The organism is Streptomyces sp. 7-21, assembly GCF_016741785.1.
Taxonomy (GTDB): domain Bacteria; phylum Actinomycetota; class Actinomycetes; order Streptomycetales; family Streptomycetaceae; genus Streptomyces.
This window is the reverse complement of sequence record NZ_JAERRL010000002.1, coordinates 100,404-120,051: the sequence shown is the minus strand read 5'-3', so window position 1 is coordinate 120,051 and position 19,648 is coordinate 100,404. Positions and strand designations below refer to the sequence as shown.

21 protein-coding genes, 2 tRNA genes and 1 pseudogene are annotated in these 19,648 nt (G+C 74.1%); 7 read left to right on the top strand and 17 right to left on the bottom strand.

Features of this window, described 5'->3' with window-relative positions; genetic code table 11:
• The first annotated feature begins 7 nt into the window (after positions 1 to 7).
• Positions 8 to 1,066 carry an adenosine deaminase gene (locus JK356_RS02600; RefSeq protein ID WP_201865835.1) on the top strand — a complete coding sequence of 353 codons (1,059 nt, stop codon included), beginning with the start codon at positions 8 to 10 and terminating at the stop codon, positions 1,064 to 1,066.
• Here JK356_RS02600 and JK356_RS02595 read toward each other — a convergent pair.
• The 8 genes from JK356_RS02595 to JK356_RS02560 all read right to left on the bottom strand — a co-directional run bounded on the left by JK356_RS02595 (position 1,056) and on the right by JK356_RS02560 (position 5,916).
• The gene (locus tag JK356_RS02595; protein ID WP_201865834.1) at positions 1,056 to 2,111 is read right to left on the bottom strand and encodes a UDP-N-acetylmuramate dehydrogenase; all 1,056 of its coding nucleotides are present in this window, start codon (positions 2,109 to 2,111) and stop codon (positions 1,056 to 1,058) included. The two genes, JK356_RS02600 and JK356_RS02595, sit on opposite strands and share 11 nt — an antisense overlap.
• Positions 2,112 to 2,209: 98 nt before the next feature.
• Entirely contained in the window at positions 2,210 to 3,685 is a 1,476-nt protein-coding gene (locus JK356_RS02590) for an MFS transporter (protein ID WP_307815367.1), read from the bottom strand.
• A gap of 81 nt (positions 3,686 to 3,766) precedes the next feature.
• Complete coding sequence (locus tag JK356_RS02585; protein WP_236670638.1) at positions 3,767 to 4,354, bottom strand: TetR/AcrR family transcriptional regulator; 588 nt, start codon at positions 4,352 to 4,354, stop codon at positions 3,767 to 3,769.
• A 47-nt stretch (positions 4,355 to 4,401) separates the two neighbouring features.
• Positions 4,402 to 4,845: a MaoC family dehydratase gene (locus JK356_RS02580; RefSeq protein WP_201865833.1), complete on the bottom strand. Its 444-nt coding sequence runs from the start codon at positions 4,843 to 4,845 to the stop codon at positions 4,402 to 4,404.
• Positions 4,842 to 5,333 carry a MaoC family dehydratase N-terminal domain-containing protein gene (locus JK356_RS02575; RefSeq protein ID WP_201865832.1) on the bottom strand — a complete coding sequence of 164 codons (492 nt, stop codon included), beginning with the start codon at positions 5,331 to 5,333 and terminating at the stop codon, positions 4,842 to 4,844. The genes JK356_RS02580 and JK356_RS02575 overlap by 4 nt, the downstream gene beginning before the upstream one ends.
• Positions 5,334 to 5,473: 140 nt before the next feature.
• Positions 5,474 to 5,638, bottom strand: coding sequence for a 50S ribosomal protein L33 (gene rpmG / locus JK356_RS02570; RefSeq protein ID WP_201865831.1), 165 nt, complete (start codon positions 5,636 to 5,638; stop codon positions 5,474 to 5,476).
• An 85-nt stretch (positions 5,639 to 5,723) separates the two neighbouring features.
• Positions 5,724 to 5,796: transfer RNA gene (locus tag JK356_RS02565), tRNA-Met, on the bottom strand.
• A 47-nt stretch (positions 5,797 to 5,843) separates the two neighbouring features.
• Positions 5,844 to 5,916 (bottom strand) — tRNA-Thr (locus JK356_RS02560).
• Between the two features lie 181 nt (positions 5,917 to 6,097).
• Here JK356_RS02560 and JK356_RS02555 point away from each other — a divergent pair.
• The 3 genes from JK356_RS02555 (at position 6,098) to JK356_RS02545 (ending at position 9,555) form a co-directional block, all read left to right on the top strand.
• Positions 6,098 to 7,387, top strand: coding sequence for a hydrolase (locus JK356_RS02555; RefSeq protein ID WP_201865830.1), 1,290 nt, complete (start codon positions 6,098 to 6,100; stop codon positions 7,385 to 7,387).
• A gap of 46 nt (positions 7,388 to 7,433) precedes the next feature.
• On the top strand, positions 7,434 to 8,093 hold the full coding sequence (locus JK356_RS02550) for an NAD(P)H-binding protein (protein ID WP_201865829.1): 660 nt from the start codon (positions 7,434 to 7,436) through the stop codon (positions 8,091 to 8,093).
• Between the two features lie 319 nt (positions 8,094 to 8,412).
• Positions 8,413 to 9,555 (top strand): exo-alpha-sialidase, encoded by a 1,143-nt coding sequence (locus tag JK356_RS02545; RefSeq protein ID WP_201866103.1) that lies wholly within the window; start codon positions 8,413 to 8,415, stop codon positions 9,553 to 9,555.
• A 15-nt stretch (positions 9,556 to 9,570) separates the two neighbouring features.
• On the opposite strand, the gene JK356_RS02540 is transcribed toward JK356_RS02545, so the two are convergent.
• The 5 genes from JK356_RS02540 to JK356_RS02520 all read right to left on the bottom strand — a co-directional run bounded on the left by JK356_RS02540 (position 9,571) and on the right by JK356_RS02520 (position 14,003).
• Positions 9,571 to 10,512 (bottom strand): dihydrodipicolinate synthase family protein, encoded by a 942-nt coding sequence (locus JK356_RS02540; protein ID WP_201865828.1) that lies wholly within the window; start codon positions 10,510 to 10,512, stop codon positions 9,571 to 9,573.
• 194 nt (positions 10,513 to 10,706) lie between these two features.
• Positions 10,707 to 10,976 (bottom strand): hypothetical protein, encoded by a 270-nt coding sequence (locus JK356_RS02535; protein WP_201865827.1) that lies wholly within the window; start codon positions 10,974 to 10,976, stop codon positions 10,707 to 10,709.
• 266 nt (positions 10,977 to 11,242) lie between these two features.
• Positions 11,243 to 12,037 (bottom strand): calcium-binding protein, encoded by a 795-nt coding sequence (locus JK356_RS02530; RefSeq protein WP_201865826.1) that lies wholly within the window; start codon positions 12,035 to 12,037, stop codon positions 11,243 to 11,245.
• Positions 12,038 to 12,264: 227 nt separating this feature from the next.
• On the bottom strand, positions 12,265 to 13,359 hold the full coding sequence (locus tag JK356_RS02525) for a Gfo/Idh/MocA family protein (protein WP_201865825.1): 1,095 nt from the start codon (positions 13,357 to 13,359) through the stop codon (positions 12,265 to 12,267).
• On the bottom strand, positions 13,344 to 14,003 hold the full coding sequence (locus tag JK356_RS02520) for a ThuA domain-containing protein (protein ID WP_201865824.1): 660 nt from the start codon (positions 14,001 to 14,003) through the stop codon (positions 13,344 to 13,346). Before JK356_RS02520 ends, JK356_RS02525 begins: the two co-directional genes overlap by 16 nt.
• A gap of 180 nt (positions 14,004 to 14,183) precedes the next feature.
• Between JK356_RS02520 and JK356_RS02515 the strand changes: the two genes are divergently transcribed.
• Positions 14,184 to 15,233, top strand: coding sequence for a LacI family DNA-binding transcriptional regulator (locus JK356_RS02515; RefSeq protein WP_201865823.1), 1,050 nt, complete (start codon positions 14,184 to 14,186; stop codon positions 15,231 to 15,233).
• A gap of 196 nt (positions 15,234 to 15,429) precedes the next feature.
• On the opposite strand, the gene JK356_RS22490 is transcribed toward JK356_RS02515, so the two are convergent.
• Positions 15,430 to 15,666 carry a Scr1 family TA system antitoxin-like transcriptional regulator gene (locus JK356_RS22490; RefSeq protein WP_374100591.1) on the bottom strand — a complete coding sequence of 79 codons (237 nt, stop codon included), beginning with the start codon at positions 15,664 to 15,666 and terminating at the stop codon, positions 15,430 to 15,432.
• A gap of 25 nt (positions 15,667 to 15,691) precedes the next feature.
• Here JK356_RS22490 and JK356_RS21595 point away from each other — a divergent pair, with 25 nt between their 5' ends.
• The gene (locus tag JK356_RS21595) at positions 15,692 to 15,802 is read left to right on the top strand and encodes a DUF397 domain-containing protein (RefSeq protein WP_374100590.1); all 111 of its coding nucleotides are present in this window, start codon (positions 15,692 to 15,694) and stop codon (positions 15,800 to 15,802) included.
• A 63-nt stretch (positions 15,803 to 15,865) separates the two neighbouring features.
• Here the strand turns inward: JK356_RS21595 and JK356_RS02505 are convergent, their stop codons facing one another.
• The 3 genes and pseudogenes from JK356_RS02505 to JK356_RS02495 form a co-directional block, all read right to left on the bottom strand.
• Positions 15,866 to 16,450 (bottom strand): dihydrofolate reductase family protein, encoded by a 585-nt coding sequence (locus tag JK356_RS02505; RefSeq protein WP_201865822.1) that lies wholly within the window; start codon positions 16,448 to 16,450, stop codon positions 15,866 to 15,868.
• A gap of 128 nt (positions 16,451 to 16,578) precedes the next feature.
• A pseudogene (locus JK356_RS02500) lies at positions 16,579 to 16,972 on the bottom strand (N-acetyltransferase family protein); the annotation flags it as partial.
• 41 nt (positions 16,973 to 17,013) lie between these two features.
• Positions 17,014 to 18,066, bottom strand: a complete 1,053-nt coding sequence (locus JK356_RS02495; RefSeq protein WP_201865820.1) for a LacI family DNA-binding transcriptional regulator — start codon at positions 18,064 to 18,066, stop codon at positions 17,014 to 17,016.
• 209 nt (positions 18,067 to 18,275) lie between these two features.
• Here JK356_RS02495 and JK356_RS02490 point away from each other — a divergent pair, with 209 nt between their 5' ends.
• A complete protein-coding gene (locus tag JK356_RS02490) occupies positions 18,276 to 19,622 on the top strand; it encodes an extracellular solute-binding protein (protein ID WP_201865819.1) in 1,347 nt (448 codons plus the stop codon).
• Positions 19,623 to 19,648 lie beyond the last annotated feature (26 nt).

Genomic DNA, 19,648 nt, shown 5'->3' with positions numbered 1-19,648 from the left:
TCGGTGGATGGCTCGTGTCCGCGATGTCCGTTCGCTGCCCAAGGCCCATCTCCACCTGCACTTCACGGGTTCCATGCGCCCGGGGACGCTGCTTGAGCTCGCCAACAAATACGGGGTGCACCTGCCCGAGGCGCTCAGCGGCGGCCGTCCGCCGCGGCTGCGCGCGACGGACGAACGGGGCTGGTTCCGCTTCCAGCGGCTGTACGACATCGCCCGGTCGTGCCTGCGGGCCCCGGAGGACATCCAGCGGCTGGTGCGGGAGGCGGCCGAGGAGGACCTGCGGGACGGCTCGCGGTGGCTGGAGATCCAGGTCGATCCGACGTCGTACGCGCCGATGCTGGGCGGCCTGACGCCCGCGCTGGAAATCATCCTGGACGCGGTGGAGACGACGTCCCGCGAGACCGGCCTGGGGATGCGGGTGGTGGTGGCGGCCAGCCGGATCCGGCACCCGCTGGACGCCCGCACGCTGGCGCGGCTCGCGGTCCGCTACCGGGACCGCGGCATCGTGGGCTTCGGCCTGTCCAACGACGAACGGCGGGGCATGGCCCGCGACTTCGACCGTGCCTTCGCGATCGCCCGGGCGGGCGGGCTGCTGTCGGCGCCGCACGGCGGCGAGCTGGCGGGGCCGGCCAGCGTGCGCGACTGCCTGGACGACCTGCGCGCGGCCCGGATCGGGCACGGGGTGCGGGCGGTGGAGGACGAGCGGCTGCTGCGGCGGCTGGCGGAGGCGGGGGTGACGTGCGAGGTGTGCCCGGCTTCGAACGTGGCGCTGGGGGTGTACGACACGCTCGCGCAGGTGCCGCTGCGGACGCTGTGGGACGCGGGCGTGCCGGTGGCGCTGGGGGCGGACGACCCGCTGCTGTTCGGTTCCCGGCTGGCGGCCCAGTACGAGATCGCGCGGGAGCACCACGGCTTCACGGACGCGGAACTGGCGGAGCTGGCCCGGCAGTCGGTGCGGGCCAGCGCGGCGCCGGAGGACGTGCGCGAGAAGCTGCTGCTGGAGATCGACGCCTGGCTGGCCGTTCCGGTCGACGGCGCGGAGGAGCCCGCGGAGGCTACAGGCTGACGCCGACGGTCACGGGCTCGTTGACGAGGGTGATGCCGAACGCCTCGCGCACGCCGTCGCGGATCTCACGGGCGAGGGCGAGCAGGTCGGCGGTGGTGGCGCCGCCCCGGTTGGTAAGCGCGAGGGTGTGCTTGCCGGAGATGCGGGCGGGTCCGGTGCCGTAGCCCTTGGGGAACCCGGCCTTGTCGATCAGCCAGGCCGCGGAGGTCTTGGTGAGGCCCTCGCCGGCCGGGTAGGCGGGCGGCAGGGTGCCGGGGCCGAGGCGGGCGGCGACGCGGTCGAGGAACGCGGCGTACTCGGCCTCGGTGAGCACGGGGTTGGTGAAGAACGAGCCCGCCGACCAGGTGTCGTGGTCCTCCGGGTCGAGCACCATGCCCTTGCCGGTGCGCAGCTTCAGCACGGCCTCGCGGGCGTCGGCGGCCGGCACGCGGTCGCCGGGGCTGACGCCGAGCAGCCGGGCGGTCTCGGCGTAGCGGATGGGGGCGGACAGGCCGCCGGCGTCCTCGAGCGCGAAGCGGACGCGCAGGATGACGTGCCGGTCTGGTTCGGCCTTGAACCGGCTGTGGCGGTAGGCGAAGCCGCACTCGGCGGCGGGGATGGTGACGCGGGTGCGGGTGGCGCGGTCGTAGGCGACGACCTCGGTGAGGACGGCGGAGACCTCCTGGCCGTAGGCGCCGACGTTCTGGACCGGGGTGGCGCCGGCGGAGCCGGGAATCCCGGCGAGGCACTCCAGGCCCGCGAGCCCGGCCTCGACGGTGCGGGCGACGGCGGCGGACCAGTCCTCGCCGGCGGCGAGTTCGAGGCTTGTGCCGTCGAGGCGGAAGCCGGTGGTGGCGATGCGCAGCGCGGTGCCGGGGAAGCCCTCGTCAGCGATGACGAGGTTGCTGCCGCCGCCGATGAGCAGCAGCGGGGTGCCGTCGGTGTCGGCCCGCTGGACGGCCTCGATGATCTCCTCGTCGGTGGTGGCGGTGACGAGGCGGCGGGCGGGGCCGCCGAGGCGGAGCGTGGTCAGCCCGGCCAGCGGGGCGTCGAGGGTCTCGTTCACCCGGCCAGGATAGGCCGGACGCCGCCTCCCCTTCCGGAACCGGCAGCTGCCCGGCCCGGTTCCGGAAGGGGGCGGCCGGGGCGGCCGGGGCGGCCGGGTCAGACGCCCGCGCCGGCCTCGGCCGGGACGGCGGCGGACGGCCCGTCGCCGTTCCCGTCGCCGGAGCGCTGCCGGGCCGGCCGCCGCGGCCCGAGGAACAGCACCGCCTCCGCCACCACCAGGGCGGCCACGGCCACCCACAGGGCGGGCACGAGCCCGTCGGTGAACCGCTGCGGCGTCTCGTAGCCGCCCTGGGCGGAGAAGACGGCGGCGAGCACGGCGATGCCGAGCGCTCCTCCGATCTCGCGCAGCGCGTTGTTGACGCCCGAGGCGATGCCCTGTTCGGCGGCCGGCACGGCGCCCATGACCATGGCGCCGGTCGGCGCGAAGAACATGGCCATGCCCGCGCCGGCGAGCATCAGCGCCGGGACCTGGCTGGGGTAGCTGATGTCCGGCTCGGCGATCAGCGCCAGCCAGCCCATGGCCACGGCCATGGACGCCAGCCCGGCGGCGACGACCGGCCGCCCGCCCACGCGGTCGCTGAGCGTGCCCGCGAGCGGGGAGACGACCATCGGCATCATGGTCCACGGCAGCATCCGCACCCCGGCCTCCTGCGGCGAGTAGCCCTGGATGAGCTGGAGGAACTGCGTCAGCAGGAAGATGGAGCCGAACATGCCGGCCAGCGTGAGCAGGCTGACGGCGTTGACAGTGCTGAAGGTGCGGGAGCGGAAGAACCGCATCGGGAGCATCGGGTGCGGCGTGCGCAGCTCCCAGGCGGTGAAGGCCGCCAGCAGCAGGCCGCCGAGCAGGAAGCCGCCGAGGACGCCGGCGGAGGTCCAGCCGTGGTCGTTGCCCCGGACGATGGCGAAGACGATGCCGAACAGGCCGGCGCTGGCCAGGGCGGTGCCGGGCAGGTCGAGCCGGTCGTTGGGGCCCTTGCTCTCGGGGAGGCGCAGGAAGAGCGGCGGGAGCAGGGCGAGGCCGATGGGCACGTTCAGCCAGAAGATCCACTCCCAGGAGAGGTGTTCGGTGATGGTGCCGCCGACGAGCGGTCCGCCCGCGATGGCCAGGCCCTGGACGGCGCCCCAGACGCCGAAGGCGGCGCCGCGCCGCCCGGGCGGGACGACGGCGGAGATCAGCGTCAGGCCCAGCGGCATGATCAGGGCCGCGCCCGTCCCCTGCACGGCGCGGGCGGCGATGAGCTGGCCGGAGGAGCCGGCGAGGGCTGCGGCGGCCGAGGCGGCGGTGAAGACGGCCACGCCGATGCCGAAGAGCAGGCGGCGGCCGAAGCGGTCGCCGAGCGCGGCACCGAGCAGCAGCAGGCAGGCGAACGGCAGGGTGTAGCCGTTGACGAACCACTCCAGGGCGGAGATGCCGCCGCCGATGTCCTCCCGGATGACGGGGAGGGCGGTGGTGACGACGAGGTTGTCGAGCGCGGCCATGAAGGCGGCGGCGCTGGTGAGGATCAGGGTCCAGACGATGGCGGCGCGGCTGGCGCCCGGTGCGGTGGCGCTGGTCTGTGGTGGTGAGGCCACAGCCTCCCCCTCCCTAAAGTAGTGATCAGTCAATAACTTCCGCGGGCACACGGCGGCGCCCGGTCCGGGCGCCAGCGCCGGTCAGGTCCCCGGGCCAGACGTCACCCCATGGGCCTCGAAGACGTCGCAGGCGCCCCACAGGTCGCCGCCGGGCGGGAAACCCAGCGCCAGCAGCACGTTGACGAGCATGCCGGAGGAGACGAAGTCCCAGGTGTGCTCGTCCTGCCCACCGAGCACGAGATGCACCGTCTCCCACAGCTCGCGGAACGAGGCGCGGACCTCGGCGCCGAACTCGCTGTCGCCCGCGACCTCGGCGGCGTGGACGGCCACGTACATCTGGAGCTGGAACATCAGCCGGTCGCGGTCGGCGACCAGCTCGACGTACGCGTCGCCCATCGCCGCCCGTGCCGCCTCCGGGTCCTCGGCCCCCTCACCGGCGCGCAGGAGCACCTGCCGGATCTCCTCCGTGCAGCGCTTGGCCGCCGCGAGGAAGAGGGCGCGCTTGTCGGGGAAGAGGCGGAACAGGTACGGCTGGGACACCCCGACGCGCCGCGCGATGGCGGCCGTCGCGGTGCCCGCGTACCCGCCGCGGGCGAACTCCTTGATGGCGGCGGACAGCACGGCCTCGCGCCGCTCCTCGGCGCTCATGCGCGCGCTCTCCTTGGCCATGGCGAGTAAGTTAGTGACTGATTACTTCCTTGGCAAGGGCGGCGGGTTCAGGCCAGCCGGACGACCGCCCGGGACATGCCCAGCACCTTCTGCCCGCCGCTGCGGGCCACCAGGTCCACGCGGACCGTCCGGGCCTCGTCGTCCAGCTTCGCGGCCACCTTGCCGGTGACCTCGATCTCGGCGGTGGGGGCGTCGGCCGGCCCGTCGGGCACCACCACCGGCTTGGTGAACCGCACGCCGTACTCGGCCACCGCGCCCGGGTCGCCCACCCAGTCCGTGACCACGCGGATCGCCTGGGCCATCGTGAACATGCCGTGCGCGATCACGCCCGGCAGCCCCACCTCACGGGCGAATCGCTCGTTCCAGTGAATGGGGTTGAAGTCCCCTGACGCCCCGGCGTAGCGGACCAGCGTCTCCCGGTTCACGGGGAAGACCTGGGCGGGCAGCTCCGTGCCCGGCTCGACGTCGGCGTAGGCGATCTTCGCGGTCATGCCTCTTCGCTCCCCGTGCCCTCGCCGGCCTCCCCGCCGGCGTCCTCCCGCTTGCGTGCCACGAGCTTGGTCATGGCGGTCGCGACGTGCTCGCCCGCGGCGTCGTGCACCTCGCCCCTGATCTCCAGGACCTCGTTGCCCGCCAGCGACTTGATCGAATGGATGCTGGACGTCACGGTCAGCCGGTCCCCGGCCCGCACCGGCCGGGTGTAGCTGAACCGCTGGTCGCCGTGGACGACCCTGGTGAAGTCGAGCCCCAGCTCGGGGTCCCGGATGACCTGCCCGGCCGCCCGGTAGCTGATCACGAAGACGAACGTCGGGGGCGCGATGACATCCTCGTGCCCCAGGGCCCGCGCCGCCTCGGGGTCCCGGTACGCCGGGTTCGGGTCCCCGATCGCCTCAGCGAACTCGCGGATCTTCTCCCGCCCCACCTCGTAGGGCTCGGTGGGCGGGTAGCTGCGGCCCACGAAGGACTGATCGAGCGCCATGGGCGAGCGTCCTCATTCCTGGTCGGCTGGTCGGGTCAGGCTCCGCCAATGTAACGAGGCCGCCCCCGGCTGGCGGGAGCGGCCTCGTACAACGTCAGGCCGGGCGGCTTTGGCGCCTTGGGCCAACGCACGCGGTGCGGTCAGCGCGTCTCGCGGTGCGTGGTGTGCGCGTTGCAGCGCGGGCAGTGCTTCTTCAGCTCAAGACGGTCCGGGTCGTTGCGCCGGTTCTTCTTGGTGATGTAGTTCCGCTCCTTGCACTCCACGCATGCCAGCGTGATCTTCGGGCGGACATCGGTGGCAGCCACGTGGGTGCTCCTTGCCGGGACGACTGGGTCGAAACAGAGTCAGTAGCCGACCCCGAGGTGCGACCCCGTAATCGGCTACCTGGTGTAGCGGCGACCGGACTCGAACCGGTGACACAACGATTATGAGCCGTTTGCTCTACCGACTGAGCTACGCCGCCAAGAGCGGGAGACCTCCCACCCACGGGCGAGAGATCCCGCACCCTAGAGCCCCAAAACGGAATCGAACCGTTGACCTTCTCCTTACCATGGAGACGCTCTGCCGACTGAGCTATTGGGGCGAGCGCTGAAGAGATTACACGTTCCGGCGCCAGAGGCGAAATCGGTAACGCCACCGGACCCCGTGCCCGTCGTCACAGCCACCCTTGGCGCCCCCGCCGCGGGCCCGTTTCCCGCCCGACACGAGGCGCCCGAGGCGGCCGCTGCCCCGGCGCCACGGACCCGCCGCCGTACGCTCGCCTCGTGCCCGACCCCAGCCTGGCCGCCGACGCCACCGTCCTCGTGCTGTCCGGCCCCCGGCTCGCCGACGGCCGCACCGTCGACGTCCTGCTCAGCGCGGGACGCGTCAAGGCCGTCGGCACCCCCGGCAGCCTGCCCGTGCCCCCGTCCGTGTCCCGGTCCGTGCCGCCGTCCGTGTCCGGCGAGGCCGCACCGGGAGCGCGCGGAACGCCCGCCCGGCTCAACCTCTCCGGCTACCTGCTGCTGCCCGCGCCCGCCGAACCGCACGCCCACCTCGACAGCGCCCTGACCGGCACCGGCCCGGAGCCCGTCCCCGGCGGCCCGGCCGCGCTGCGGCGCCGCATCACCGAGGCCGCGCTCGTCCAGCTCGGGCACGGTGCCACCGCACAGCGCACCCACATCCGCGTCGGCGACGCCCACGGCCTGGCCGCGCTGGAGGCCGCCCTCGCCGCCCGGCGGGCGCTGCGGGGCCTGGCCACCCTGACCACCGTGGCCGCGCCCCGCCGCCTCACCGGACGCAGCGGCGCCGACAACCGGGCCATGCTGCGCGAGGCCGCCGCCATGGGCGCGGACGCGCTCGGCGGCACCCCCGACCTCGATCCCGACCCGGCCGGCTACGCCGAGGCGGTCCGGGCCGTCGCCGAGGAGCACGGCCGCCCGCTCGACCTGCACACCGACGCGGCCGACCCGGCCCGGCTCCACCGGCTGGCCGCGGCCGTGGCCGCCTGCCCCGGCGGCGTCACCCTCGGCCCCTGCGCCGGGCTGGCCCGGCTGCCCGCCGACGTGGCGGCCCGCGCCGCCGAACAGCTCGCCGCCGCCGGGGTCACCGTGGCGTGCCTGCCGCAGGGGCCGTGCTCCCTGGCCGCGCCCGGCCCGCCTCCCGCCGCGCCGGTGCGGCTGCTGGCGGCGGCGGGGGTGCCGGTCACCGCCGGCAGCGGCACGCTGCGCGACGCCGCCAACCCGGTCGGCCGCGGCGACCCGCTGGAGGCCGCGTATCTGCTGGCCACGCGCGGGGAGCTGACGGCGCAGGCCGCCTACGAGGCGGTCAGCGCCCGGGCCCGGGCCGCGCTCGGGCTGCCCGAGGTGCGGGTGGCGGCCGGGTTCCCCGCCGACCTGCTCGCGGTGCGCGGCGACACCGTGCCGGGCGCGCTGTCGCTGGCCTACAGCCGCCTGGTGATCCACCAGGGCCGGGTCGTAGCCCGCACCAGCGCAGTCCGCGAGTACCGGGGGACGCCGGGCGGCGCCGTGCCGCCCGTGCGGCCCGGGCTGCCGCGCCAGGCCACCGGCGAGTGAGCCCGGCACGGGTGAACGGCGGGATGACACCGCGTACCGTCGGACCATGCGTATCGTCATCGCTGGAGGACACGGTCAGATCGCGCTGCGGCTGGAGCGGCTGCTCGCCGCGCGCGGGGACGAGGCAGCGGGCCTGATCCGCAACCCCGCCCACGCCGACGACCTGCGGGAGGCGGGCGCCCAGCCGGTCGTGTGCGACCTGGAGGCGGCGTCCGTCGAGGACGTGGCGGCCCACCTGGAAGGCGCCGACGCCGCCGTCTTCGCGGCGGGGGCGGGCCCGGGCAGCGGCGCCGCCCGGAAGGAGACGGTGGACCGCGCCGCCGCCGTGCTCCTCGCCGACGCGGCCGAGCGGGCCGGCGTGCGGCGGCTGCTCGTCGTGTCGGCGATCAGCGTCGACTCCCCGCCGCCGCCCGGCACCGACCCCGTCTTCGCCGCCTACCTGAAGGCCAAGAGCGCCGCCGACGCCGACATCCGCCAGCGCACCGCGCTGGACTGGACGATCCTGCGCCCCGGGCGGCTGACCAACGAGCCGGGCACCGGCAAGGTCGCGCTGGCGCCCTCGCTGCCGCGCGGCGACGTGCCCCGGGACGACGTGGCGGCCGTGCTGCTCGCGCTGCTGGACGAGCCGCGCACCGCCCGGCTGACGCTCGACCTGACCAGCGGGGACACGCCCGTCGCCGAGGCGGTGGCCGCGGCCGCCGGCTGACGGGCGGACCCGGCGGGCCCGGACCGTGCGGCGGTACCCGGGCCCGCCGGCGGGTGACAGCACCGCGCGATGTCTTGCCCACGGGGCGTAATCGTCCTATGGTCCGAACGTCCCTCCGCACCGCCGACAAGCGACGCTTCTCCAGCCAGGGAGCCTCCTCATGCGCGCGCCCTCCCTCCGTTCTCCCTGCGGGTTCTCCCGCCTGTCTGTCCCCCGCCTGTCCGGTTCCCGGCTGTCCGGCCAGGTGATCGCCGCCGTCTCCCCGACGCTGCGGCTGCTGACCGTGACCACGACCGCCGTGCTCGGCGTCCTGGCCTCGATGACGCCCGCCGCCGCCGCGCCCGGCTCGCCGGCGGGCCGGCAGCAGGAGTGCACGTCCTCGGTCCCGTTCGCCGCGGGCGAGGACGGCTACGACACGTTCCGCATCCCCGCCGTGGTGACCACCGCCTCCGGCACCGTGCTCGCCTTTGCCGAGGGCCGGGTCAGCGGCGCCGCCGACACCGGTGACATCGACGTCGTCGTCAAGCGCTCGACCGACGGCGGCTGCACCTGGGGGCCGCTGGCCGTGGTCGCCGCCGGCGAGGGCGACACCCGGGGCAACCCGGCGCCCGTGGTCGACCCGGCGACCGGCCGGATCGTGCTCGTCACCTGCTACAACGCCGGTGACGCCACCGAGGGCGAGATCACCCGGGGCGAGGTGCCCCCGGAGGACAGCCGCCGGGTGTTCGTGCAGACCAGCGACGACGACGGCCTCACCTTCACCGCGCCGCGCGAGATCACGGCGGACGTCAAGCCGCCCGAATGGCGCTGGTACGCCACCGGCCCCGGCCACGCCATCGCCCTGACGCACGGCGAGCACGCCGGGCGGCTGGTGGTGCCCGCCAACCACTCGGTGGTGCCGCCCGAGGGCTCCGGCGACCTCGGCGACGAGGACCGCTACTACGGCGCCCACGCCCTGTACAGCGACGACGGCGGCCAGACCTGGCAGCTGGGGTTCACGGACGGCGCCTACGACGGCACGGTCAACCCGAACGAGTCGATCGCCGCCGAACTCCCCGACGGCCGGATCTACTTCAACTCCCGCGACCAGAACGGCACCGCCCCGGGCGCGCGGCTGGACGCCTACTCCCTCGACGGCGGCGAGACGCTCCAGCACCCGTACGCCCCGCAGCCCACCCTGGACGACGTGCCCGTCGTGCAGGCCAGCGTGCTCCAGACCGCGGACGGGCCGCTGCTGTTCTCGGGCCCCTCGGTGCCGGACGCCCGCAAGGCGATGGCGCTGTGGCGCAGCGACGACGGCGGGCAGACGTTCCGCAAGGCGCTGGTGCTGTCGGAGCTGCCCGCCGCCTACTCGGACCTGGTGCAGCTGGACGCCGCGACCGTGGGCGTGCTGTACGAGACCGGCCAGCTGGGCCCGTACGAGTCGATCGAGCTGCGCCGCGTGCCGCTGGCGGACCTGTAGGGACGCGCCGCCGGGCTAGGACAGCAGCCCGGCGGTGGCCAGCCGGGCGGCCACCGCCTCGGTCTCGGCCGCGGTGAGCGGGAGCTGCGGCTCCGCGGTGGTGGCGTGCGCGATGACGCCGCGCAGCCGCAGCGCCGTCTTGAACGCGCCGATGGCCGCCGAGCCGCCGCCCATCCGCTCCGGGCTGGCGGCGCGGACGATGGCGAAGAGCTCCAGCAGCCGCTCCTGCTCGGCGCGGGCCGCCCGCCAGTCGCCGGCGGCGCAGTGGGCGTACAGCCGCACGTAGCCGTGGGGGTCGACGTTGGCCAGCCCGGGCACGGCGCCGTGGGCGCCCATGAGCAGGGCGGTGTCCACGAGGTTCTCCGAGCCGGTCAGGACGCTGAAACCGGCTTGCCCGGCGGGGCCGGAGCGCACGCCCGTCACCAGGGAGCGTAGCCCGGTCTGGTCCTGGCTGGAGTCCTTCACGCCGGCGAGCACGCCGTCCTCGGCCAGCCGCAGCACCAGCTCGGTGGGGAGCTTGGTGTGCACGGAGGCTGGCAGGTCGTAGGCGAGGACGGGCGCGCCGGTGCGCTGGGCGAGCAGCCGGTAGTGGCGTTCGATCTCGGCGGGGTGGGTGCGGGTGTAGAACGGCGCGGTCGCCACGAGCGCGTCGGCGCCCGCGTCGAGCGCCGCACGGGCGTGGTCCAGCACCCGGGGCGTCGACATGTCGATGACCCCGGCGAGCAGCGGCAGCCGCCCGGCGAGGTGCCCGGCGACGGCCTCAACGACGGCGCGGCGGCGGGCGTCGGTCAGGAAGGCCGCCTCGGAGGTGGAGCCGAGGAGGAACAGGCCGTCGACGCCCGCGTCCGCCAGGAAGTCCACCAGGCGCAGCAGGGAGTCGGTGTCGACGTCGCCGTCGGGGGTGAGCGGGGTGCACACCGGCGGGATGACGCCGGTCAGGGGCGCGGGAAGGCGCATGGTTCCTCCTGGTGGTGCGAGGGGTCCTGCGAGGGCCGTCGCGCCGCAGTCTCCTCCCCGGCGGGCGTGGTGCCGGGCATCGACGCGGCGGGGTCCTCGCGCGGCGTCCCGCGAACGGGGGCGGGCCGCCGGTCGCCCGGTGGCCCGCCCCTCGCGGTTTCCGGCCCGCGCCCGCGGCGAGGCGTGCGCGCATCTCAGTCGAACAGGTCGTCGTCCTCGTCGCAGTCGTCGTCGCTGTTGTAGTGGTGGTAACCGCCGCCCCGGCGGCCACCGCGTCCGCCCCGGCCACCCACGCTGCGGCCGGGGTCGGCGGCCTTGTGGACCTCGTACTCCTGGCCGGTGCCGCTGTCGCCGGAACGCCGGGGCGATGAGTCGCAGTCACGGTCGTCAGAGCAGCCGGACAGCAGCAGGACGGCACTGAGGCACGCGGCGGACGCTGCCGCGAACTGGTGACGGGTGGCCACGGAAAGTCCCTCCCCTGGAGGACGGTCGTGCGGGCGCGGTTCCGAAGCTCCGGCCGGCACCGTCTCCTCCCTGGAGCCGCGGCGGGGACCGCCGCGCGGCCGGACCGGGTACAAGAGCGCGAGCAGCACCCTACTCGGCCACCACCCTGCGAACAGCCGTTTCCAGAAAGCGAGTTATGGGACTCCCGAAACGAGCCGCCCCGGGGCACGGGCCGGCCTGGCGGTGGCCCGTGCCCCGGGGCGCTGGGGGCAGTTACGGTGTCACGTCACTGCCGCACGTCGTTGTTGCCGGGGCCGGGGGAGATCGAGTCGTTGCCGGGGCCGCCGGAGATCGTGTCGTTGCCTCCGCCACCGAGGATGGTGTCGTCGCCGCTGTTGCCGTAGATGATGTCGTCGCCCGGGCCGCCGGAGATGTAGTCGTTCCCCCGGCCACCGGTGATGTAGTCGTCACCGGAGTTGCCGTAGATGACGTCGTCGCCGTCCATGCCCTCGATGACGTCGTTGCCGCGGCCGCCGCGCATGACCTGGTCGCCCGGGTCGCCGATCAGGTGGTCGTCGCCGTCACCGCCCATCAGGCCGAGGGCTCCCATCACCAGGTCGTCGCCCTCGTCGCCCATCACCATCGCGGCGGAGTGGGCGTGGAGTTCGTCGTTGCCGGGGCCGCCGTGCACCAGCGAGACGCCGGGGTCACTGGTGAACACGTGGTCGTCGCCGTCGCCAAGGTAGATGAGGATGTCGTCGGGAAGCTCGCTGTCGGTCGGCAGGGCGCAGATGACCATGGTGTCGTCACCGGGGTCGGCGTACTCGCAGCCGTCGCCGGCCTGGATGGGCACCACGTCGTTGAAACCGACGTAGCGCACGCCGTCACCGGTGCCCATCGACGTCACGTACAGGTCGTTTTCCTGCCCGTCGGCGGCCAGGTAGGCGATGGACTGGGCGTCGGTGTCGACCCTGACCGTGGCGGGTTCCTGGGCAGCGGCGGGGGCAGCCGTCAGGGTGGCGGTGGCCAGCACGGTCAGGCCGGAGACGGAAAGAACGGATGCGATCCGTGATGGAGACATGGGCGCGTCCTCACCTCGTATGTCTGGGTCGGTGCAACTCTCCCATCTACCTGGGGGTTTCACCATGTCCAGGCCCTCTTCCTCACCGGTTCTGACGCAGGAATGTGACAGAACGTCAGCACAACGGCGACGGGAGCGGACCGCGGACCCCAGCGGGTGCGGGCGGCGGGGGCGAGCCGGCCGCCCGGTTGGGCCGGGCGGCCGGGCGGGTGCAAACGCGCACCTGGTCAGGCGGCCGTGGCCACGCCCGGCATGGCGGGCGGCCGCTCGGTGGTGCGGGAGACCGGCAGGGTGCCGCCGTCGCGGGCGGCGTCGAGGAGAGTGAGCATGGTGTCCAGGACGTGCGCGGCGAGTTCGGCCGAGGCCAGGTGCGGGCGGCCGTCGCGGATCGCCTCGGCCATGTCGGCCAGGCCGGTGCCGCGTCCGCCGGGCTGGTGGCCGGCCGAGTAGGGCAGCGCCTCCCACGCGTCGCCCCGGCTGAGCGCGGGGGTGCCGTCGAACCGGTTGGGGTCAGGCACGGACAGGCTGCCCGCCGTGCCGTACACCTCGATCCGCGGCAGCTGCGAGGCCGGGACGTCGAAGCTCATCACGAGCGTGGACAGCGCGCCGCTGGCGTGCTGGAGGATCCCGGTGACGTGCGTGTCGACCGCCACTGGGAAGCGGGTGCCCGCCTTGGGGCCGCTGCCGATGGTGCGTATCTGGCGGGGGCGGGAGGCCGCGCCGGTGACGCGGACGACCGGGCCCAGCAGGTGGACGAGGGCGGACAGGTAGTACGGGCCCATGTCCAGCAGCGGCCCGCCGCCCGGCTGGTAGTAGAACTCCGGGTCCGGATGCCAGGATTCGGGCCCGGAGCTGGTCATGAACGCCGTGGCGGCGACGGGCGTGCCGATGAGGCCGTCGTCCACCGCCTTGCGGGCCGTCTGCGTGCCCGCGCCGAGCACGGTGTCCGGGGCGCAGCCCAGCCGCAGCCCGGTGGCGGACGCGGCCGCCAGCAGGGCGTCGGCGTCCTCGCGGGTGGCTGCCAGCGGCTTTTCGCTGTAGACGTGCTTTCCGGCGTTGAGGGCGGCCAGGCTGATCTCGGCGTGGACGGCGGGCAGGGTGAGGTTGAGCACGGCCTCCACGTCGTCGCGCGCGAGGAGTTCGTCGCTGGAAGCGGCGACGGCGACGCCGCCGCCCGCCCGTTCGGCGAGGCGCTCGGCGCGGGCGCGGTCGAGGTCGGTGACGGCCGTCAGACGCAGCGCGCCGAGGCGCTCCAGGGTGGTGAGGTAGGCGCCGCTGATCGCACCGGCACCGATGATCCCCACGTTCAGCGGCTGGCCCACAGCATTCCCCTCTCGGTGATGGTGCGTACTTCCGGCGTGTCGAAGTCGTCGGGCTTGTGGCCGATGGTGGAGACGAAGACCCGGCCCCGGCCCCACTGGCGGGTCCAGACGGCGGGGTGTTCGGCGGCGCGGGGCCGCGTCTCGTCGGGCTCGAAGGTGATGGTGGCGAGGACGTCGATCAGCGGGTCGGTAGCCAGCCAGTACTTCTCGGTGTCGACCTCGAAGTCCGACAGGCCGCTGATGACGGGGTGGTCCGCCCGCTTGGGGTCGAGGCTGACGCGGTGGCGCTGGAAGCCCGGCGGGTGGAACAGGAACTGACCACCCGTCAGCAGCTGGTAGTCCACGCTGCCGCGGAAGGAGTCCACGATCCCGCCGTGCCAGCCGGCGAAGCCGGTGCCGGCCCGGACGGCGGCGGTGAGTGAGTCGCACTGCTCCGGCGTGATCTCGCCCATGGTCCAGCACTGGACGATCAGGTCGGTGGCGGCGAGCAGGGCGGCGTCCTCGTAGACGTCGAGCGTGTCGGCCGTCCGGACCCGGAAGCCAGCGCCGGTGAGGAAGGGGATGAACAGGTCGGTGGTCTCGACGGGGCGGTGGCCCTCCCAGCCGCCGCGCACCACGAGTGCTTGTCGTTCCTCGGATGCCACGTTCTGCCTTCTCCTGTCGTGGTGAGGGGCTCGGGCAGAAACTTTCAGGCCAAAGTCCGAACTTTACGGCCTCGGCAACTGTAGAAATGGCCCCAGACAGCGTCAAGACATCGCACACGACGAGCGCGAACGGGGTCTTCGAAAGGTTCGGCACCGGTAACTCTCGTTACACTTCCCGTCATGACCGCTGCGGACAGAACCGCCTCACCGGACGGCACGGGTTCCGGGCCGCTGACCATCGCGCAGATCGCCGAACGCGCGGGCGTCTCGGTCGCGACCGTCTCGAAGGTGGTCAACGGCCGGGCGGACGTATCACGCGCGACGCGCTCGACCGTCGAGAACGTGATCCGCCAGCACGGCTACCGGCGCCGGAAGAAGGCGGCCAGCCCGGCCGCCCTGCTGGAGCTGGTGTTCCAGACCCTCAGCGGCGTCTACGCCAACGCGGTGCTCCAGGGCGTCCAGACGGTGGCGCGGCAGCACCGCCTCGCCACGGTGGTGTCCGAACTGCGCGGCCAGGCCCCGGGATACAGCTGGGTCGAGGAGGTGCTGGCGCGCCGCCCGACCGGCGTGATCTCCGTCTTCACCGGCCCCACCGACGAGGAGGGCCACCAGCTGCGCTCGCGCGGTATCCCGTTCGTGATCATCGACCCGACCGGGGAGCCGGGCCACGAGTCGCCCTCGGTGGGGGCCGGGAACTGGAGCGGCGGCCTGTCCGCCACGCGCCACCTGCTCCAGCTCGGCCACCGCCGCATCGCCGTCATCACCGGACCGCCGCACGCGCTGGCCAGCCGCGCCCGGCTCGACGGATACCGGGCGGCGCTGGACACGGCGGGCGTGCCGGTGGACGAGGCGCTGGTGCGCACCGGCGACTTCGTGGTGGAGACGGGCCTGCGCCACACCCGGGACCTGCTGGCGCTGGACGACCCGCCGACGGCGGTGTTCGCCAGCAACGACGCGCAGGCACTGGGTGTGTACCGGGCGGCGGCGGAGGCGGGGCTGCGGATCCCCCACGACCTGAGCGTCGTCGGCTTCGATGACCTCTACCCCGCCGAGTGGACCACGCCGCCGCTGACGACGGTCCGGCAGCCGCTGATGGAGATGGCGGCCGAGGCCGCGCGGATGGTGGTCACGCTGGCCCGGGGCGAGCCCTTGCCGCACAAGCGCCTGGAGCTCACCACTGAGCTGGTCGTGCGGGACAGCACCGCCCCGCCCCCGGAGCGCCGCCGCTGACCGGCGGGCCCCAACGTTCGCCCCGGCCTTCGAAACGTTCGACGGCTCTGCCGCGCCAAACCAGGCGGGACGTCACGCCGGGGAACCGGATGCGGACGGCGTGACCGCGCGTGCGGGTGCGAGGCGCCGGCTGAGCCGCGTGCCCACGCCGGGCGACAGCAAGGAGGACGCGGTCACGAGTAGTCAACGCCCGGGCCTAAACCGCGACTTGCCAACCAGACCTAGCTGGCCTCCTTCTAGCCCGGCGTACCAGCCTTGCGCGAAGAGTACGACCTGGATCGGCAGCCCGGGCGGGGAAATTCACCTCGCGCAGCCGCTTCAGCTGGCCCGCAAGCGTCGCCGGGCTGCCGATCTGGCGGTGCAGTACCGCTTCGCCAAGGACGCAGACCAGCTGGGGCGCCTCGTCTCGGCGCAGAATCTCCTGGCGGGTCATCCGCATCGACAAGGCAGCCGAGAGCGTGCCGGTGCGTGATTCCAAGGCCCCTGGCGGCCCCGTTCTCACCATCTCCGCCGCTGCGTGGCAGACCTTCGTCCGGGCCGTCGGCCGGCAAGGTCTCCTGCCGGGCTGAGCGCGTCGCGTCACCCTTCCCACCGGGCGGTCCGGCTGAGCCGCCCACCGTGGCGGCCCCGGCTCAGGCGTGCAGACGGGGCCGGTAGATGAGTTCCTGCGTGCGGCCGTCGAGGGTGCGGGTCTCCAGCAGGTCGAGGTCGAAGTCGGCCGCGCCCCGGAACACGGGCTCCGTTCCGGTCCGGCCGGTGAGCACGGGAAAGATCGTCACCTGCACCCGGTCGACCAGACCGGCGGCCATCAGCGCCCGGTTCATCGACAGGCTGCCGTGCGAGCGCAGCGGCACGGCGGACTCCTCCTTGAGCCGGGCGACGACCTCGACGGCGTCGCCGCTGACGACGGTGGCGTCCGGCCAGTCGAGAGGCTCCGTCAGCGTCGTGGACACCACGGTCGCCGGGAGGTGCCGCATCCGGGTGACCCACGGGTCGAGCACCTCCGGCTGCTCGTCGCTGGCGGCCACCATCTCGGCGAACAGACGGTAGGTGCGGGCGCCGAAGACCATCCGCTGCTCCTGGCCGTACAGGGCGAGGCGGTGGTCGAGAAGTTCAGGGCCCTGCTTGCCCCAGTAGCCTCCCCAGTCGCCGCCCTCGCCGTAGGAGCCGTAGCCGTCGAGGCTGACGAAGACGTCGAAGGTGTAGGTGGCGGTCATGGCGTGCTCCTCCCGGACGCGGGTCACGTGCACAGGAGAGACCCGCCGCCGCGGGCGGACTCATCGCCGGGCGGTCGGCCGTTCGTGTCAGGTGATGACCCGGCTGCGCCGCTCGAGCAGAACCACTCGCGGAACCCGGCGCGCCGGTGGAGGGCCAGGCTGGCGGCGTTCTCCGGGAAGATCCCGGCCTATCCCGGCCTGGAGGGTCCAGATGCCCGCCGCCTCGGTCGACCTGATCAGCGTCGCGAGCAGCCCGGACGCCGCTCCCCTGCCCCGGGCGTCGGGGCGGACGGAGACGGGGTGCTCCACCGCCCCGGCGTCACCGGTGCGCGCCGAGACCGGGCTGACGGCGGTCCAGCCGAGGACCGAGCCGTCCGCGCCGAGCGCGACGAAGCGGTAGCCGGGGAGTTCCGCCGCGTCGAAGGCGGCCCAGCCGGGCGCGGCCGTCCCGAACGTGGCGTCGCCCTCGTCGATGCCCGCCTGGTGGACCGCCGGGACCCCGGCGGCGTGCACGGAGGTCATCGGCACGATCGCCGCCGCCAGACCCCGGGTGCGGTGGCCGCTCAGGCGGCGCCGCCCGTGCTCTCGCGGATCACCAGGCGGTGGGGAACGACGCGGTCCTGCGGCGACTGCTCCGCCGCCGGGCGCTGCCCGGCCGCGCCGCCGGATGAACTGGCCTCCTCGATGCGGCGCGTGAGCAGTTCGACGGCGGCCCGCGCCACCGCCGTCTTGTCCGGCGCCACCGTGGTGAGGGTAGGGACGCTGAACCGCCCGGCGTCCACGTCGTCGAAGCCGACGACGGCGACGTCGTCCGGGACGGCCAGCCCGTGCTCGTGCAGCGCCCGCAGCGCGCCGAGGGCGAGCTGGTCGTTGAGGCACAGCAGCGCGTCCGGGCGGCGCCCCTCGGCCAGCACCCCGGCGACGGCCGCCGCGCCGTCCGGGGTGCGCCACTTGGGCACGGGGCGGACCGACGCCGGGTCGTAGGGCAGTCCGGCGGCGGCCAGGGCGGCGCGGTAGCCGCGGGTGCGGACCTCGGCGGTTCCGGCGGAGCGCGGGGCGTCGCGGCCGCCGAGGACGAGGATGTCGCGGCGGCCCAGCTGGAGCAGGTGTGCGGTGGCCTCGCGGGCGGCGGCCTCGTTGTCGATCGCGACGTGGTCGGCGCCCTCCTCCAGGAGTTCGCCCAGGAGCACCACGGGCAGGCTGCCGTCGCGTTCCTCCAGGTCGCGCGGGGTCAGGGCGAGCGAGCTGAGGATGACGCCGTCGGCGAAGTCCGAGCCGAAGCCGGCCAGGGCGGCCAGCTCGCGGTCGCGGTCGCCGCCGGTCTGGTGCACGAGCACGGTCAGTGACCGCTGTTCCGCTTCGCGGATCACGTGCGCGGCGAGCTCGGCGAAGTACGGCAGGTCGAACTCCGGCACCACCAGGGCGATGATGCCGGTGCGGCCCCGGCGCAGGTGGCGTCCGGCCAGGTTGACCCGGTACCCCAGCTCCTCGATAGCCTCGCGGACCACCTGCCGGGTCCGCTCGGAGACGTGCACGTAGTTGTTGAGCACGTTGGAGACCGTCTTCTCCGAGACGCCAGCGCGCCTGGCGACGTCCTTGATCCTCGGCCGGGTCACGCCTACCTCCCTGAGCGGTAACCGATCGTACTGTGCGCCCCGTGATCGACTTCTCCTCGGTGTGACAGCACTCTTTACAAGCCATGTACATCGATGTAAAACGTGCCTACCGCGTCGCATCGCCGAGGCGGTGATCAGGGACGACGGCTGTCCGCGGGCTACCTCCATGCCTGGCGCGGCAGCCCGATCCGGCCACCGAAAGGTCCGTGATGAGCTTCGAATCCACCGCCCCGGGCTTCAGCCGCCGCAAGCTGCTGCGCGCCGGGCTGGCGGGCGCGGGGGCGCTGCTGGTCTCCGGGACGGCCGCCGGGTGCGGCAATCCGCTCGCCTCCTCGTCGGATCCCTCCGCCCTCACCGTGTGGGACCTGTTCTCGGGGGGCGACGGGATGCTGATGGACGAGATGATCAGCGCCGTTTCCGGTGGATCCGGCAGGGACGCCGGCTTCTCGGTGAACCGGACGATCCTGGACTGGGGCGCCTCGTACTACACGAAGCTGGCCATGTCGGCCGCGGGCGGGCGGGCCTCGGACGTGGCCGCGCTCCACCTGTCACGGCTGGCCGCGTACGCGCCGGGCGGGCTGCTCGACCCGTGGGACCTGGACCTGCTCGCCGAGTTCGGCGTCACCGAGGAGAACTTCGCGCCCGCGGTGTGGCGGCGCGCCCAGCACGACGGCACGGTCTACGCGATCCCGCTGGACACGCACCCCTTCATCGTCTTCTACGACCGCCAGGTCGCCGACCGGGCCGGGCTGCTGGACTCCTCCGGTGCGCTCGCCCCGATCGACTCGCCCGAGGTCATGATCGAGGCCGGTGAGGCGCTCGCGGCGGAGACCGGCCGGTCCGGGGTGCTCTTCGGCCACGTCACCGACACCTCGCAGAACTGGCGGCTGTTCGCCGGGCTGTACGCGCAGACGGGCAGCACGTTCGGCCTGCCGGACGGCGGGGAGCCGCAGGTCGACCGGGAGGCGGCGGTCCGCGTGGTGTCGTTCCTCCAGCGGCTGTTCGACGGCCGCACCAACCCCAACAACCTCGACTACGCGTCCGCCATGGCCAGCTTCCTCGGCGGCCGCGGCGGGCTGTACCTGTCCGGCGCGTGGGAGCTGCCGACGCTGCGTGAGTCCGGCATCGACCTGGGGGCGGCGCCGCTCCCGACGCTGTTCGGCGAGCCCGCCGTCTACGCCGACTCGCACGCGTTCGTGCTGCCGCACCAGGACAACCCCGACCCCGAGCGCCGCCGCGAGGCACACCGCTACGTGGCCGCGATCCTGCGCCAGAGCCTGACCTGGGCGACCGCCGGCCACATCCCGGCGTACCAGCCGGTGCTGGCCGAGCCGGAGTACGCCGAGCTGGAGCCGCAGTCCTCCTATGCCTCGGCCATGGAGGTCGTCGTGCTCGACCCGCCCGCCTGGTTCACCGGTGCCGGCTCGGACTTCCACAGCCGCATGACGCAGCCGCTCCAGACGGCGCTGCTGGGCGGCCTGTCCGCCGAGCGGGCGGTGGACCGGATGATCCGCGAGGCGGACACGCTGCTGTCGAAGCCCAACCCCGTCGGCTGACCGCGACGCACAGCACACAAAGGAGC

Coding starts and splice junctions, on each gene's coding strand:
- JK356_RS02600 (WP_201865835.1), top strand. CDS start 8: ATGGCTCGTGTCCGCGATGTCCGTTCGCTGCCCAAGGCCCATCTCCAC.
- JK356_RS02585 (WP_236670638.1), bottom strand. CDS start 4,354: ATGGCCAAGGAGAGCGCGCGCATGAGCGCCGAGGAGCGGCGCGAGGCC.
- JK356_RS02580 (WP_201865833.1), bottom strand. CDS start 4,845: ATGACCGCGAAGATCGCCTACGCCGACGTCGAGCCGGGCACGGAGCTG.
- JK356_RS02575 (WP_201865832.1), bottom strand. CDS start 5,333: ATGGCGCTCGATCAGTCCTTCGTGGGCCGCAGCTACCCGCCCACCGAG.
- JK356_RS02550 (WP_201865829.1), top strand. CDS start 7,434: ATGCGTATCGTCATCGCTGGAGGACACGGTCAGATCGCGCTGCGGCTG.
- JK356_RS02545 (WP_201866103.1), top strand. CDS start 8,413: ATGACGCCCGCCGCCGCCGCGCCCGGCTCGCCGGCGGGCCGGCAGCAG.
- JK356_RS02540 (WP_201865828.1), bottom strand. CDS start 10,512: ATGCGCCTTCCCGCGCCCCTGACCGGCGTCATCCCGCCGGTGTGCACC.
- JK356_RS02530 (WP_201865826.1), bottom strand. CDS start 12,037: ATGTCTCCATCACGGATCGCATCCGTTCTTTCCGTCTCCGGCCTGACC.
- JK356_RS02515 (WP_201865823.1), top strand. CDS start 14,184: ATGACCGCTGCGGACAGAACCGCCTCACCGGACGGCACGGGTTCCGGG.
- JK356_RS22490 (WP_374100591.1), bottom strand. CDS start 15,666: ATGACCCGCCAGGAGATTCTGCGCCGAGACGAGGCGCCCCAGCTGGTC.
- JK356_RS02505 (WP_201865822.1), bottom strand. CDS start 16,450: ATGACCGCCACCTACACCTTCGACGTCTTCGTCAGCCTCGACGGCTAC.
- JK356_RS02490 (WP_201865819.1), top strand. CDS start 18,276: ATGAGCTTCGAATCCACCGCCCCGGGCTTCAGCCGCCGCAAGCTGCTG.